The following is a 15677-nucleotide window of genomic DNA, read 5'->3' as shown; positions in this document are numbered from 1 at the left end:
GTCAGTTCTCGATCAGTATGTCGGGTGTCGCCTGGTGTGCGGCATGGGCGTGGAACGGGCAGCGTGACGGGTTGAGCGAGCCTGCCTCCTGCAGTTGATACTGCTTCCACTCGTAGTTGTCGGTATCGCCGAAAAAGCCAAGGGTGTCGGGCACAACGCCGTCGTTGTAGTGGTGCACGCGTTCGCGAATGCGCTCGCGAATGCGCTTGCCACTCTCGGTGTTGGCGTTGGCCACTTCGTCGAAGTTCTCCCGCGGGTTGATGACGAAGGTAATGTGCTGCCCCAGATTGCGGCTTTTCATCTGCTGGTGGCCGGGGAAGTTCATGTTGATGAACAGTGGCATGCCGGCATAGCAGAACGACCAGCCGGTATCGTCGGGATCGGTCGGGATGCTCTGAGGCCAAGGGTGTGGGTCGCGTGCGTGCACGCCGCGCAGTACCTTCCAGGCCAGGGCCTGCTGCTCGGCCAGGCTGCTGCCGGCTGCGGTTTCGAGAAACACCACCAAAGGGCTGCCGATGCGCTGCTTGGGGGCGATCGGTGCGACGGTGCGCACATAATTGGCCAGGCCCTGTGCGATATCATCGGCCAGTTGCTCGGCGCGGGCGAAGAGAATGTGGCAGGTTTCGCCGTTTACCGCCTTGCGGCCGAACAGGCAGGGGAATTCGGGGTTGGCAAGAATGCTGCGGAAGTGTTCTATGGTTTTGAACGTCCAGTGTTGCATGTTGTAACCATGTTCAGCGGCGAGCTCCAGCGCATCCAGGCGATAGCAATTTCCATATCCCGTAAACATGATTTCCCCAGGCGTTGATTTAAGTGAACGTTCCAGTCACATGCAGGCAGGATCTTGGTGATGTTTGTTATTTACCTGCATTTTCCGAGACGCTCCTGTCGTTGTAAAACGCGTGGAACTATGACCTACTATTAGTCTTACTCATGCTCGGGACGCCGCCATGTCGGAACGGATTCAGGCCTTGCACGCACTGCGTGCCTTCGAGGTGGCCTCTCGCTATGGCTCTTTCACCCGTGCGGCTGAAGAGCTGGCTTTGACCCAGGGCGCCGTCAGCCACCACATCAAGACCCTCGAAGCCCTGTTCGGCTGCGACCTGTTCGAACGTCGGGGCCCGAAATTGAGCCTGACCGAGCACGGCCGCCTGCTGGCGCAAGAGCTGAAGGTGGGCTTCAAGATCATCGAAAATGCCTGCGCACTGCTGCGTCAGGATCGCTACGGCCTGCGCCTGAAGGCGCCGTCCACGCTTACGGTGCGCTGGCTGCTGCGGGCGCTGGATGCGTTCAAGAAGGTCGAGGACAACTGCAGCGTGCAGCTATCCAGTGTGTGGATGGATATCGATAGCGTGGACTTCTATTCCGAGCCTTACGACTGCGCCATTCTCCTGGCCAGCGGGCGTTTTCCCGCCGATATCGAGAGCTTCAAGCTCTTCGATGAATGGCTGATCCCGGTATGTCATCCGGATTACATGTCGCAGGTGCAGCCGCAACTGTCCGACCTGCCCCGATGCGAGTTCCTGCACCCGTCACCCGACCGGCGTGACTGGCGGCGTTGGCTGGCGCGAATGGATGCGCTGGATATCAGCATCGACCAGGGGCAGGTGTTCGATACCCTCGACCAGGGTATATCGGCCGCCCAGCAAGGCTTGGGCATTTCAGTGGTCGATCTGGTACTGGCCAGCACCGACCTGGCCGCCGGGCGCCTGGTCACGCCTTTCAAGCATGCCGTGGCCACGGGCGACGGTTACTACATGACCTGGCTCAAGGCCAGCCCAAAAGCGCGGCAGATGCACAAGCTGCGTGACTTCCTGCTCGGCCAGGTACCGCCGCTGGCCTACAAGGACATCAACTACCTGTACGGTTGAATATCCGATCGAGCATGAAGTCGATGAATACCCGCAACTTTGGCGGCATCTGCCGCCCCGACGGCCACAGCAAATAGAAGCTGCCACGCCGTTCCATGAAGTCGTCGAGGACACTGACCAGTGAGCCATTGCCCAGTTCACGACCCACGTTGAAGTCCGGCAGACAGGTAATGCCGCGGTGGTTCAAGGCAAAGCAGACGCGTGTTTCGACGTGGTTGCAGACCATCGAGATGGGGATGTCATAGGCTTGCTCGGGATGCTCCTGGCGCAGCGGCCAGGTTTCCAGCTTGCCGTTGCTGGGGAAGCGATAATGCAGGCAGGTATGCGCCGCAAGGTCGCGTGGGTGCAAGGGTGTGCCACGTTCGCGCAGGTACTCGGGCGAGGCTACCAGACGGTGCTGAAAGTGCCCCAGGAATTTGGCGCTGAGCCGGGAATCCACCGGCTGTCCGCCGCGCATCACCACATCGAAGCCTTCGCCGACGATATCCACCATGCGGTCGGAGAAGTCCAGGTCCAGTTCAACCTGTGGGTACAGGGCCATGAACTCGGCCAGTGCCGGCATTACCAGTCTGGTCACCTGCGGCATGCTCACCCGCAGGCGGCCGCGCGGGGTTTCGCTGGCCTGCGACAGCTCCTGCTCGGTGGCTTCGATTTCGGCAAGGATGCGCCGGCTGCGTTCGAGGAACATTGCGCCCTCGGCGGTGAGGGTGATGCTGCGTGTGCTGCGGTGGAACAGGCGCACGCCCAGGCGGCTTTCCAGGCGCGCCACGCGCTTGCCCACTGCCGAGGCACTGATCCCCAGTGACTGGCTGGCGGCAACGAAGCTGCGTGTTTCGGCCACCCGGTTGAAGACCACGAAACCGCTGAGGCTGTCCATGTCCCACTCCTGATTGCGGACGCTGATGTCCTGGGTGAGCGGCATTGTAACCGTCTTTTTCCGCAATGGCCTGGTCTTGCAGACTGTCCGCCTCGTTTCCCACTCAAGGCGTTTGCAATGTCCCAGACATCTTCCCCACCGTTGCTGGCCGCCAGCAACGAACGTCTGCCCGTTGGCGGGCTGCTGGCGCTGGCCATGACCGGTTTCATCGCCATTCTCAGTGAAACCCTGCCGGCGGGTCTGCTCGACCAGATCGCCGATGGCATGCACATCAGCCAGGCCATGGCTGGGCAATGGGTCACGGCGTATGCCTTGGGCTCGTTACTGACCGCCATCCCGTTGGTGACGTTGACCCAAGGCTGGTATCGGCGCCGGGCGCTGTTGCTGGCGATCATCGGCTTCGTGCTTTTCAACGGGCTGACGGCCTTGTCGAACTCCAACACGCTGACCCTGGTGCTGCGCTTTTTCACGGGGGCTGCGGCCGGCCTGGCATGGGGCCTGATCGCTGGCCATGCCCGGCGCATGGTGCCGGTGCCGTTGCAGGGCCGGGCCATGGCCCTGGCCATGCTCGGGCAGCCGATTGCCTTGTCGCTCGGCTTGCCGATTGCGACCTGGCTGGGGGCAGGGTTGGGCTGGCGCGCGACGTTCGTGGTCGTCACGCTGGTGGCGTCGCTGCTGGTGGTGTGGGTGCTGCGATCCGTGCCGGACTACCCGGGGCAGGCCGCCGGCAAGCGGCCGGCGGCCATGCAGGTATTGCGCACGCCGGGGGTGTTGATCGTATTGCTGGTGATCCTCACCTGGATCCTTGGCCATAACATTCTCTACACCTATATCGTGCCGTTGCTGGCGGCAGCCGGCATGGCTGCGGACATTGGCCCTGTGCTGATGGTGTTCGGTCTGTCGGCGCTGGCCGGGATCGGCCTGGTAGGGCTGCTGGTCGACCGGCACCTGCGCAAGCTGGTGTTGCTGAGCCTGGCCGGTTTTGCCTTGGCCACGCTGGCATTGGGGCAGGCATCGTCGTGGCTTGTGTACTTGAGCATCGCCTTGTGGGGAATGACCTATGGTGGTGCCCCGACCCTGCTGCAGACAGCGTGCGCCGACGCCGCAGGCCCGGGTGGTGACGTAGCGCAGTCGATGCTGGTGACGGTGTGGAACTGCGCCATTGCCCTGGGCGGGATCATTGGCGGCTTGCTGCTGGCTGGGGCGGGCGTTGAGTGGTTTGGCGGGGTGGTGCTGATGTTGATCGCCTTGGCCTGGCTGCTGGCCGTGGCCGGGCGCAGGAGCGGTTTTGTGGCGGGGAGGCGCTAAAACACTCATGCCAGGCACGACACAGGTAGAATAACGCCATCTACAGACAATCCAGAGGTCGACGCAGTGGAGTTGCAGCAGGGTTTTGTCCTGACCCGGCACTGGCACGATACGCCGGAAGGCACCTGCGTGGAGTTCTGGCTGGCCACCGATGCCGGGCCGCGGCTGTTGCGGCTGGCGGCGCAGGAGTCGGTGGCTTTCATTCCTCAGGCGCAGGCCGAGCATGCCCGTGTGCTGCTGGCCAACGAGGCAGGGACCAAGCTCAAGCCACTGCGCCTGAAGGACTTCGAGCATCGCCCGATGCTCGGCCTCTATACCCGCCAGCATCGCCAGTTGATGCAACTGGAGCAGCGTCTGCGCACCGCCGGTATCGAGGTGTTCGAGGCCGATATCCGTCCGCCGGAGCGTTACCTCATGGAGCGCTTCATCACGGCGCCGGTGCAGTTCACTGGCCAGCCGGATGCGCAGGGCGTTTACCGGGACGCCCAGCTCAGGCCGCTGCCAGGCTATCGCCCGGCGCTGCGCCTGGTGTCGCTGGACATCGAGACCAGCGAGCGTGGCGAGCTGTACAGCATCGCGCTGGAGGGCTGCGGCCAGCGCCAGGTGTACATGCTCGGCCCGGCCAACGGCGATGCCAGCGGGCTTGACTTCGACCTGGAGTATTGCGCCGATCGCGCCGCCTTGATCATCCGCCTCAACCAGTGGATGGCCAGGCATGACCCGGACGCGATCATTGGCTGGAACCTGGTGCAGTTCGACCTGCGCCTGCTGCATGAGCACGCCAAGTCGTTGCAGGTGCCTCTGGCCCTGGGGCGCAACGGTGCGGTCATGACCCTGCGCAGCCATGCCGGCGGCGGCCATGTCTTCGCCGATGCGCCGGGGCGGCTGCTGATCGATGGCATCGAGGCGCTGCGTTCGGCTACCTGGAGTTTTCCCTCGTTCAGCCTGGAGAACGTTGCCCAGACCCTGCTGGGTGAAGGCAAGGCCATCGACACGCCGTACCAACGCATGGACGAAATCAATCGCCGCTTCGCCGAAGACAAACCGGCCCTGGCGCGCTACAACCTGAAGGACTGCGAACTGGTCACGCGCATTTTCGCCCATACCCGGCTGCTCGACTTCCTGCTCGAACGTGCGTCGGTGACGGGGTTGGCCGTGGACCGCAGCGGGGGGTCGGTAGCCGCGTTCTGTCACTTGTACATTCCACAGATGCACCGCCTTGGCTTCGTCGCGCCCAGCCTTGGCAGCCGCCCGGACGAAGCCAGCCCCGGCGGCTTTGTCATGGACTCGCGGCCAGGGCTTTACGACTCGGTGCTGGTGCTGGACTACAAGAGCCTGTACCCGTCGATCATCCGTACCTTTCTCATCGACCCGGTCGGGCTGATCGAAGGCCTGCGTCTGCCGGACGACGCACATTCGGTCGAGGGCTTTCGTGGTGGGCGTTTTTCACGCACACAGCACTGCCTGCCAGCCATCGTCGAACGGGTGTGGCAGGGCAGGGAAGCGGCCAAGCGCGAGGGCAATGCGCCGCTGTCACAGGCCTTGAAAATCATCATGAATGCCTTCTACGGAGTGCTTGGCTCCAGCGGTTGCCGTTTTTTCGACCCGCGCCTGGCGTCGTCGATCACCATGCGCGGCCACCAGATCATGCGCCAGACCAGGTCCCTGATCGAGGCGTGCGGCTACGATGTGATCTACGGGGACACCGACTCCACCTTTGTCTGGCTCAAGGGCGCCCATGCCGAGGCAGACGCGGCGCGCATCGGCCGCGAGCTGGTGGCAAAGGTCAACCAATGGTGGCAAGCCCATCTGCACGAGACCATGAACCTTCAGAGTGCGCTCGAGTTGCAGTTCGAGGTGCATTACCGGCGCTTTCTGATGCCCACCATCCGCGGTACCGACGAAGGCAGCAAGAAACGCTATGCCGGCCTGGTGCAGCGGCCCGACGGTGCTGAAGAAATGGTTTACAAGGGCCTGGAATCGGTGCGCACCGACTGGTCACCGCTGGCCCGGCAGTTCCAGCAGGAACTCTACGGCCGTGTGTTCCGCAGCGAGCCCTACCGTGATTACGTGCGCGAGTATGTGCGGCGAACGTTGGCGGGCGAGCAGGACGAACTGCTGGTTTATCGCAAGCGCCTGCGTCGCCCGTTGGCCGATTACCAGCGCAACGTGCCGCCGCATGTGCGTGCCGCGCGCCTTGCCGACGACTACAACAGGCGTCTGAAGCGCCCCCTGCAGTACCAGCGTGGGGGCTGGATCAGTTACGTGATCACCACCGCTGGCCCTGAGCCGCTGGAAAACCTGCAGGCACCGATCGACTACGATCACTACATCAGCCGTCAGCTCCTGCCGGTGGCCGATGCCATCCTGCCCTTTGTCGGCGATGATTTCGCGCGTCTTACCGACCATCAGTTACTGCTGTTCTGAGCGGGTGGTAGATAGCTAGGCGTCAGCATGACGCTACAGTCTTCAGACTCGGTCCTCCATGTCGTCGCGGAGGCAGAGATGCAGAACAATAGCAGTCAACCATCGGCTGTGGTCGATACCCTTGCCATGGCACAAGCATGCCAGGATCACTACATTGCACAGCGGCTGCCGGCCTGGATGAAGCGGCTGAGCATGGCCGAATTCACCTTGCTGAGCGAGGCGCTGCCTGAACTGCTGGCCTGCCGCGCAGGCTTGTCGTCAGCGCTGGCGCGGCTACGCAACCTGAATGCATTTACCCAGCCCTTGCTGCAGCAAGCACTCGGTGAACACGGCGGCCTTGACGCCGATCGCCTGTACTTTCGCCAGTGGTACACCTTTACCTCGCCCACGATCCATTATGTAACCAGTCGGCTTCCGGTTGTCGGCAGCGATTACTACGACATCCCTCTGCTCGAGGCTGCCTTAGGCAATTTCACCGCAGAACAGCAGCGCGACCAGCCACAGGGCAATTGCCTGGTCGATGTGCGCGGCGCAAAGCGTAGTGAACTGTCTGCACCGGGCTTCGCCAGGTTGTGTCGAACGCTGGATCTTGGGCAGAAATACCAGGCGCATCTGGATTCGGTACTCCAGCCCGAAGTCAGAGGATTGCTGACATGCCGGCAACGCTACAGCATGCTGGTGGATGCCCTGCAAGCCAAGGCGCAGGGCGTATTGAGCGCAGAGGAACTGCAGTGGGTGGTGGCGCTCTGCACCAAGGACACGCTCGGCAAGCTCGAAGGCGCATCGGTTCGCGTGCGACAGTTGGCGGTGTTCGGCTGCCGCTTGCAGCAGATCGTTGTGCTGGACGTAATCGACGCGGGCCTGTTGTTCAACACCAGCAAGCGCGTGTTGGTCTATGTACCGGGTGACCCGCACGGCCCCTGGAGCGTGCGCAGCGACCTGGAAGATTACGCCCGCCGGGTGCTTGGCAAACGCCTGCGCGAAGATGACTACCGGCGTTTCTTCGGCCGCTTCGTACGCCGACGCGATAGCCAGCGATTCTTCTCAGCCGTCAGTGAGCGCCTCGATGACGTGCCCGGCTGGGCAACCCGCGACCTCGATGAGCAGACCTTTGCCTATCGCCTGCCACTGTTCGAACACCTTGCTGACGACTGGATTGCGCGGATCAAGGACGATGCTGCGGTCATCGCCCCGCCCGTGGCCTTGCTTGATCGCGAGGTCCAGGCCGAACACGCCCGCCGTTTGCGCGCTGAAGGCTGGACCCTGTTGGGTGTTGCAGGGTTCTTCGTTCCGGGCATCGGCGCGGTGTTGCTGGGGGTGATGGCCTGGGAACTGCTTGAGCAGACGTTCCAGGTTGTAGGGGACTGGCAGGACAACGAACGCAATGCAGCACTGGCGCACCTGCTGAATGTAGGCAAGGGGCTGCTGGCTGTCGGGGCAACCGTTGCCGTCGTTGCCACGGCCCGGCGCGCCTGGAGCGTGGTGGACAAGCTGGTGCCCGCGCAGCTGGAAAACGGTGAGGAAAAACTGTGGAACGCAGACCTCAGCCCCTATCGCTGCGAAAGCCCGCCAGACACGGCGGAGCCGGACATGGAGGGTATGCACCGCCTGGGCGAGCGCCGCTGGATCAGCATGGACGGCCACTGGTATGAGATGACCTGGCACGACCACGATGAACAGTGGCAATTGCTCCCTTATCAGGGCTATGCGCCGCCGCTGCGTCACAATGGGGCCGGTGCCTGGCGGCTGTGGTGCGAGCAGCCCGCCGAGTGGGGCGACACACGCCAGTTGTTCCGCCGCCTGGGCGGGCCATTCAGCGACCTTGACGATGCGCAGATCGACCGGTCGCTGGCGATCCATGGCCTCGATGATCAGCACCTGCGAGCTTGGCATGTGTATGGCCGACCGCCGGAGGCAGCGTTGGCCGACACCGTCACGCGCGTGCGGCTCGCTGGCAGGATTGATACGTTGGTCAACCATTTGCGCGAGGGCGGTGTAACCGCAGACCCGCAACTGCTGCAGCGGGTCATGAGCCTTCCACAGGCGGCCGGCAAGGACGGGGCAGCGTTGGCCGATGTGGCGTGGGCCGGGCGCCGAGAACTGCTACAGGCGATGTACGAGGAGCAGAATCCCGACACGGACACTGGCCGCCTCTTACGACAGAATTTTGCCAGCCTGCACCGCTTGGCCGCTGATGAGGTGTTGCGCGATGCCAGCGAGGATGACCTGCAGCTTTTACGTGAGACGGGGCGCGTGCCGTTGCTGGTGGCTGAGGCTGCAAGGTTGCAGGTTGCGCGAATCCGAATGGCGCGGGTGTATGAGGCGCTGTGCATCGATACGCCGCAAAACCTCGACCTGGCGCGTGTGGTCTTGAATATGCTGGTGCATGTGCCGGGGGCTGGCGGGCCGGGGTGGCGGTTGTTCGACGGTGATGCTGGCGAGCCGTTGTTGACGGTCGAGGGATCGGGGCAGACATTTGACGTGCTTCATCGTCATGGGCTGTTCCGCCTGCGTGCCCGAACGCAAACGGATATTGGTGAGACAGGCGAGTTGTTCGAGACCTTGGCCGCAGCCTATGACGGCGCCTCGCAAGCGGCCATCGGTCAAGGCCAGCCCTTTGTGCCTGCGCTGCGCCAGGCGCTGACCAACCTGGCTTTCGACCAACGCCAGACTGTGGTGAATCTGCTCAGGCTGGAGCAGCCGAGCGGCTCGTTTCTCGCGCCGCAACGTCTGGCTGATGGCCGGATTGGTTACCCCATGGCGGGCGGCAGGCTCTGGGGGGCGTTAGGGCGAAACAGGCCAAGGGCGCTTCAGGCCCGGTTGCGAGACCTGTATCCGGCCTTTACCGACGAACAGATCGGCCGCTGGTTGGCCTCAAGTGACGCGCAGGCCAGGTTATCTATGCTGGAGCAGCAATATGGGGTGCTCAAGAGACACTTGACCCAGTGGGCACGCAGTGCCTTGCTGTCACCAGAACTGGCCGCCCGGCGTGAGTTCAGAAAGGGGCTGATCAACTGCTGGCGCTGTCTTGTGCCGGAATTGCAAGGGCAAGCAGCACTGGAGGACGGGCGCTTCATGCTGACCCAGACCATCAGCCGCTTGCGCCAGCTGCCGGTCCTGCCCGCGCAAGTGGGCTTTCCCCACGTCTCGATCCTGGCCTTGCGCGCCATGCGCGTGGAGCACGTTCCGGACGAGTTTCTGCGGGCGTTTCCCAACTTGCGCAACCTGGAAATCACCAACTGCCGACTCACGCGTTTGCCATTGCCTCTGATGCTTGTCCAGAGGCTGGAGGTACTCGACTTGTCTGGTAACCAGATCACGCTCGACCAAGGCCAGGCGTTGGTCTTGGCAGATTGCCGGTCCCTGGTGTACCTGAACCTTTCGGACAACCCGTTGCGCAGGGCATTTTCCGTCCAGGCAATGATCGAGCTGAATGCCCTCTACCTGTCGAACACTCAGTTACCCGAGTGCCCCTACGGGCTGATGGACGCGCCAGAACTGCACACCCTGAACCTCAGCGACAACCGTATTTCTGAACTGCCCGAGGGATTTCATCAGTCGCAGTTGTGGCGTTCGGGCAGGGTCGAGCTTTCCGGCAATCCGCTGGGGGCAGCATATGACGGGGTTTCAACCTGGCATTTGCTTGAGGCCAGTCGCGTGCCTTACCGGTTGCGCATTCTGGATGCGTTGCCTGGCGAACGTCGAGATGAAATGGCGGCACTGTGGGCCCATCTGGAGGCCGAGGAGCAATCGGAAGAGTTTTTCAATACCCTGTCGATGCTGACAGAATCCGGCGCCTTCAGTTTCTCATCGACGGCATCCGCGTTGGCGGCCCGTGTGTTCGACATGCTCCAGGCGATGTCTGAGCATGATGCCCTCAGGCAAGAGCTGTTCGAGCACGCAGCTGCGACCGGTTGCCAGGATAATGCCACCGCGCGTTTCGCCGACCTGGAACTGCGAGTGATGATATGGCGCACGAGGCACAGCGGATCTGCCCGGCCTGAACGTGCCTTGCTGAAGCTCGGTGCCCGGATGTGGCGGTTGGCGGTGCTTGAGCAAATTGCCGCTGAACATGCTTATCGGGTGGGGGCGGGTGCTGAATCGATCGAATTCGCCTTGGCCTATCGAATCGGCTTGCGCAAGTCTCTGGACTTGCCTGCCCAACCCGATGAAATGCTTTATGCAGGGATCCCTGCCTTGAGTAATCAGGACCTTCTCCTGGCCCGTGAAAGGATCTTGGCGCGACAGACTCGGGAGGGCATTGCTGATTACCTGTCACGCCAGTGGTTCTGGCAGGATTACTTGCGCAAGGCCTCGGCGGTTCGCTTGCAAGTGCCCCAATCCATGCACGCGGAGCTGGAACGGCTGATGGCGCTGGGGAATCGGGACGAGGAAATCGCGCGGCTGCAGATCCGCAATCAGCAACGCGAGCATGCGGTGTTGCTGCAGTTGACGCTGGAGGCGCTGGACCGGAACACGGTGCAGCGTCCGCTCCGCTAGCGGGTTGGCGGTTGTCTGAACGCAGGCATTAGCTATATAGCGCCTGGCGGGGAGCAGGCAACTTAGTCTGGCCTCTTTTCATGAAGAGGCCCCCGCTATGGACACCACTTTGCCGTCAGATGCGCAGGCCGCCATCGACGCTTTCCAGGACGGCATCATCGGCAGGCGCCTGCCACCCTGGTTGCGTCATGCACCTGCTGAGCAACTGCCTGAGATCGGCCGGGCATTGGCAAACAGCCTTCGCTGCTGTGAGCAAGTGAACACGGTGTTGCGAGGTATCGAGGGCATCGACAGTTTCGTCGCATCAGCCCTGGGGAAGGCCCTCGACGAGCGTTATGGGCTTGGCCGTAACCCTTACTCGCTCAGGTTTCTGGAAGGCCGCCGGGAAGCTGTGATCAACAGTCAGCCAGTGGGCGCGCACCTGACGGCCGTGGTCTATGAAGAAAGGCCGCTGCTCGAAGTGGCATTGCGCAACTTCACGGCCGCCCAGGCGCAGGAAGGTGGCCAGCCGCGCGGTAACCGATTGCTGCTTCCACGCCACGGTACGGTCAAACCCCCTACGAGCATCGAGTTTGCCGGACTGTGTCGTGAGCTGGACCTGGGTGAGTGCTATCAACGTCATCTGGATGCCATCCTCACGCCCGCTGGCAGTGCCGAGCGCCTGGTATCACAGCTTGTAGATGCCACGCGCTACACCATGCTTGTGGACGCCTACAAAGCCAGGCAGGAGGGAACGCTGGATGCCAGCGAACTCAATGTGATGGTGGCTGTGTGCGAGAAGGGTGAGCTGCCGCGCTTGGCGGGCGACCTTGTGCAGGCCAGGCAACTGAGTTTGCTGGGCTGCCAGATTGAGCAGGTGACTGTGTTCGTTGTGGTTGAGCAGGGCGTTTTGTTCAACACGACGCGTAGGCTGTTGCTTTACGTGCCTGGGGACCCTTTTTCGCCTTGGCGCGCGTTCGAGAGCCTCGACAAACTGAACCGCGAACTGGGCCGCCGCTTGCGAGACAAGGCCTATCAGCGTTTCTTCAGCCGCTTCGTGCTGCGGCGTGACAGCCAGGCTTTTTTTGCCCAGGTCGCGGAGCGCTTCGATGATCTGCCGAGCTGGGCTTTTCGCGATCTCGAACCGCGTTTGCAGGCTTACCCGCAGCCGTTGTTCATCAGCCTGGCGCAGGCACGTATCCACCAGATCAAGGAGGATGCGGCGATGATCGCGGTCCCTGTGGCCAGGCTGGATCGTGAGGTTCAGCGCCAGCATGACCTGCGCCTTGCAGCCGAAGGCTGGGCGCTGCTCAACCTGGCCAGTTTCTTTGTGCCTGGGGTTGGCCTGGCGCTGCTGGCCGTGACGGCCTGCGAACTGCTGGGCGAGGTCTACCATGGCGTCGAGGCCTGGCAGGAAGGCGATCGCCAGGAGGCGCTCGACCATTTGACCCATGTGGCGACAGACCTTGCCGTGCTGGCGACCACGGTCGCCGGGGTGGGTGTGGCTCGACGGGTTTGGGCACGCTCTGCGAAGGTCGATGCCATGGTGCCGGCGCGGCTGGAGGACGGTACTGAGAAACTCTGGCAACAAGACGTGACCCCGTTTCAAAGCCAGGCACCCGTTGCCGCCTCAAGCCCGGACGCCTTGGGTATTCGGCGTCAGGATGGGCGGGCCTGGATCGAAATGGACGGGCATCACTATCGCGTGACCGAGGCAGGTGATGATCAATGGCAGTTGTATCCAGTCGACGGCCACGGGCCGTTGCTGCGCCACAATGGCGCAGGTGCCTGGCGGTTGTGGAGCGAGCAACCGGCTCGGTGGACTGACAGATACCGCATGTTCCGGCGTTTGGGTGAGCCCTTCAATGGGCTGAATGACGAACAGATTGATCAGGTTCTGCTGTTCCATGGCCTTGATGGCGACGATGTGCGGGGCTTGCATGTACACGCCCAGCCTCCGAGCCCCGGGATGATCGACAGTGTGGAGCGGGTCAGGCTTGATCAACGCATCCGCAGCATGATTGGCCGTCTGCGCAGCGGCGAGCCGGTAGAAGATGCAACAGTGCTCGATCACGCTCGGCGCTTGCCAGGCGCGAGTGGCCTGACAGGTCAGGCACTGGCCGCGCTGGCATGGACGCAACGCCGAACACTGCTGCAGCACCTTTTCGAAGCCTTGCAGCCCAGCGACACCCCTGGCAGCGCGGCGCTGCGTCGGGTGTTCCCGGGGCTGAGCGCGCGCACTGCGCAAGCACTGGTACAGGCCGCCAGCAGCATTGATCGCACGCGGCTGCTGTCCAGCGGCAGGGTTGCATTGGGGCTGGCCGAGGCGGCAAGGGGCAGTGTGCTGGCGACACGCCAGGCTCGGGTATTTGAAGCGTTGTACCTTGATACCCCGCAGCAAGCAGACCTGGCACGGGTGGCCTTGGGCTTGCTGCGGTATCTACCCGGAGGCGACCAAGGTGTGTGCTGGCGTCTGTACGAAGGTAGCCTGGGCGGGCCGATGCTGGCGAAGACTGAGCAAGGGCCGCGAGCGTTCGATCTGGTACACCTGAACGGCAGGTTTCAACTGCATGACAGCCAGGGCACGGCGCTGGGTGAGGCAGGTGAGTTGTTCGACGTCATGGCGCCAGCCTATACCGAAGGGCAACGGCAGGCGATGGGGATCGGCGATCCATTCGCGCACAACCTCAGGGTGATGCTGGCGCGCGAAGCGGTACGCCATCGTGATGAGATCAGCCGTTTGCTTGGCGCGGTACGCCCAGGTGCTGTCCGAGGGCCCATGCGCTTGGCCGATGGGCGTATTGGCTACCCGTTGGGTGGTGGCGGAGTAGGTGGTTTCGCATCAAGGGGCAGTGCCCTGAGGGCAACGCTGCGTGATCTCTTTCCGTGGTTGAGTGATGAGCAGGTCGAGACCTTCGCCGATGACGCCAGGCGTTCAGGGCATCAGATTGAACACGTACTGGCTGACCTTCGCAATGAGTTCGCAGTCCTTCGCGCCACATTGAATACCTGGGTGGCACGAGGGCAGGGCGATGTCAGGGAAGACCGAGAGGCTTTACGCCAGACGTTGTTCAATTGCTGGCGGCGGTCGGTAGGCGTGGGGGAACTGCAAATCAATGCACAGGAAAACCTCCATGTCATGTTCTGCAATTTCAGATCGAGCGGCTTGCCCAACATACCCGCACAGGTCAGCTTCAGAGGTGTGACCAGCCTGTCGCTGCTACACCTTGACCTTCTGGAGGTGCCCAGCAGCCTGCTGCTGGCCTTCCCTAACCTGCAAACCCTCGATCTGGGTGGGAACCTGTTGACGCGCCTTCCTCAGCCGTTGCTGCAGATAGCGCAGCTGCGGCATCTGAGCCTGACCAACAACCGGATCGTCCTGAACATTGCACAAACCGCCACGCTGGCCAGTTGCACGAGCCTGCAGTCTCTCGACCTGTCCTACAACCCCCTGGGGAGCAGGTTCACGTTGGCGGGTTTGGCTGAATTGCGTTGGCTGAACTTGCGCGACACACAGATCTCGCAGTTTCCACTGGGCGTGTTCGACAACGCTCAGTTGGTATCCGTTGACTTGCGGGATAACCGGATCAGGCACATTCCAGAGGGTTTCTACCAGTTGCCCGTGTGGCAGCAGCGGCGGTTCCGCTTGAATGCGAACCCCTTGGGCGAGGCCCAGACGTTACGCTTGCAGGCTTCGTTGAGTAGCGTTGATCCGGCCCTCGACGAGGAGCAAGTGCTTCTGCGGCTGCAGCACGCGCGTGAAGTATGGGGGGATGCCGTGGCCCCGGAGCATCGCGGCTTGATGCTTGCTGCCTGGGACTCGCTGGATTCAGGGCAGGACGCCGAGCGTTTCTTCCGGGTGCTTCGCCAGTTGTTGTTGTCCGAAGACTTTCGTGTCAACGCGCGTGCACTGGGCAATCGGGTCATGGCGGTATTGCAAGCGATGGCCATTACGCCAGAGCTGCGGCAGAACTTGCTGTCAGTGGCAAATGATGAGTGGGGGTGCCAGGATGGTGCAACCTGGTGCTTGAGCAACCTTGAACTGAACTTGCTGGTTTGGCAGGTTGAGCACGCGGCTCAGGGAGAAAGCGAACGTGCTTTGCTAGACCTGGGCAGACGTTTATGGCGCCAGGATGCAGTCGACATGTTCGCTACCCGATGGGCGCTACAGCATGGCAGGACGCTGGAAGGAAGCGAGGTGGGGTTGGCTTTCAGGGTCGGGCTGAGGGAGCGTCTCGACTTGCCGCTGCAGGTGGGAGAAATGAGCTTTCTTGCGATCTCAGGCGTCTTGGATGCGGACCTGGCAGAAGCAGAGGCTGCGGTGCGGGATGCGGAAACGCCGGAAGAGATTGCCCGCTCCATGGTTGACCGTGAATTCTGGCAGGCGCACCTGGAGCGTTCTCATCCTGAACGATTCGCTGCGGTCGACCTGCCGTTCAGAAGGCAACTCGAAAGGGTGCTTGACGACGAAGCGCTGAGCGAAGGGGCCAGGATCGACCAGGCGGATGCCATTCGTGATGCGCAGCGCGCTGCACGCAGAGGGCTGATGCTGGATCTGACGATTCAAGCGATGGAAGTGGGACCCAAGGGGCCATCGATCGATGTGCGTTGACATGCGTTCAGGGCAAGGGCTCGCCTGGCCCTGCCACAGCGGCTTTGGGCTATGCTCAATCAAGCTGACAGTAGTTCTACCAGCGCCGTAGTCTTGGCTTCAG

7 protein-coding genes are annotated in these 15677 nt (G+C 62.4%); 5 read left to right on the top strand and 2 right to left on the bottom strand.

Annotated elements, in window-relative coordinates:
* Nucleotide 1: 1 nt before the first annotated feature.
* Nucleotides 2–790 (bottom strand): YqcI/YcgG family protein, encoded by a 789-nt coding sequence (locus INQ47_RS23145; protein WP_404702685.1) that lies wholly within the window; start codon nucleotides 788–790, stop codon nucleotides 2–4.
* A 160-nt stretch (nucleotides 791–950) separates the two neighbouring features.
* On the opposite strand from INQ47_RS23145, the gene INQ47_RS23140 reads away from it, so the two are divergent.
* Nucleotides 951–1871, top strand: a complete 921-nt coding sequence (locus INQ47_RS23140) for a LysR substrate-binding domain-containing protein (protein WP_176683892.1) — start codon at nucleotides 951–953, stop codon at nucleotides 1869–1871.
* On the opposite strand, the gene INQ47_RS23135 is transcribed toward INQ47_RS23140, so the two are convergent.
* Entirely contained in the window at nucleotides 1852–2748 is an 897-nt protein-coding gene (locus tag INQ47_RS23135; protein WP_404702691.1) for a LysR family transcriptional regulator, read from the bottom strand. The two genes, INQ47_RS23140 and INQ47_RS23135, sit on opposite strands and share 20 nt — an antisense overlap.
* 117 nt (nucleotides 2749–2865) lie before the next feature.
* Between INQ47_RS23135 and INQ47_RS23130 the strand changes: the two genes are divergently transcribed.
* The 4 genes from INQ47_RS23130 (at nucleotide 2866) to INQ47_RS23115 (ending at nucleotide 15574) form a co-directional block, all read left to right on the top strand.
* On the top strand, nucleotides 2866–4056 hold the full coding sequence (locus INQ47_RS23130) for an MFS transporter (protein ID WP_252459282.1): 1191 nt from the start codon (nucleotides 2866–2868) through the stop codon (nucleotides 4054–4056).
* Between the two features lie 66 nt (nucleotides 4057–4122).
* Nucleotides 4123–6483, top strand: coding sequence for a DNA polymerase II (locus INQ47_RS23125; protein ID WP_404702684.1), 2361 nt, complete (start codon nucleotides 4123–4125; stop codon nucleotides 6481–6483).
* Nucleotides 6484–6561: 78 nt separating this feature from the next.
* Nucleotides 6562–10983, top strand: coding sequence for an NEL-type E3 ubiquitin ligase domain-containing protein (locus INQ47_RS23120; protein WP_404702683.1), 4422 nt, complete (start codon nucleotides 6562–6564; stop codon nucleotides 10981–10983).
* 97 nt (nucleotides 10984–11080) lie between these two features.
* Nucleotides 11081–15574, top strand: coding sequence for an NEL-type E3 ubiquitin ligase domain-containing protein (locus INQ47_RS23115; protein WP_404702682.1), 4494 nt, complete (start codon nucleotides 11081–11083; stop codon nucleotides 15572–15574).
* The last annotated feature ends 103 nt before the right edge of the window (nucleotides 15575–15677 follow it).

It is taken from the genome of Pseudomonas sp. 3HC3 (genome assembly GCF_044904505.1).
In the GTDB taxonomy this organism is placed as follows: Bacteria; Pseudomonadota; Gammaproteobacteria; order Pseudomonadales; family Pseudomonadaceae; genus Aquipseudomonas; species Aquipseudomonas putida_Y.
This window is presented reverse-complemented; position numbering and strand designations above follow the sequence as displayed.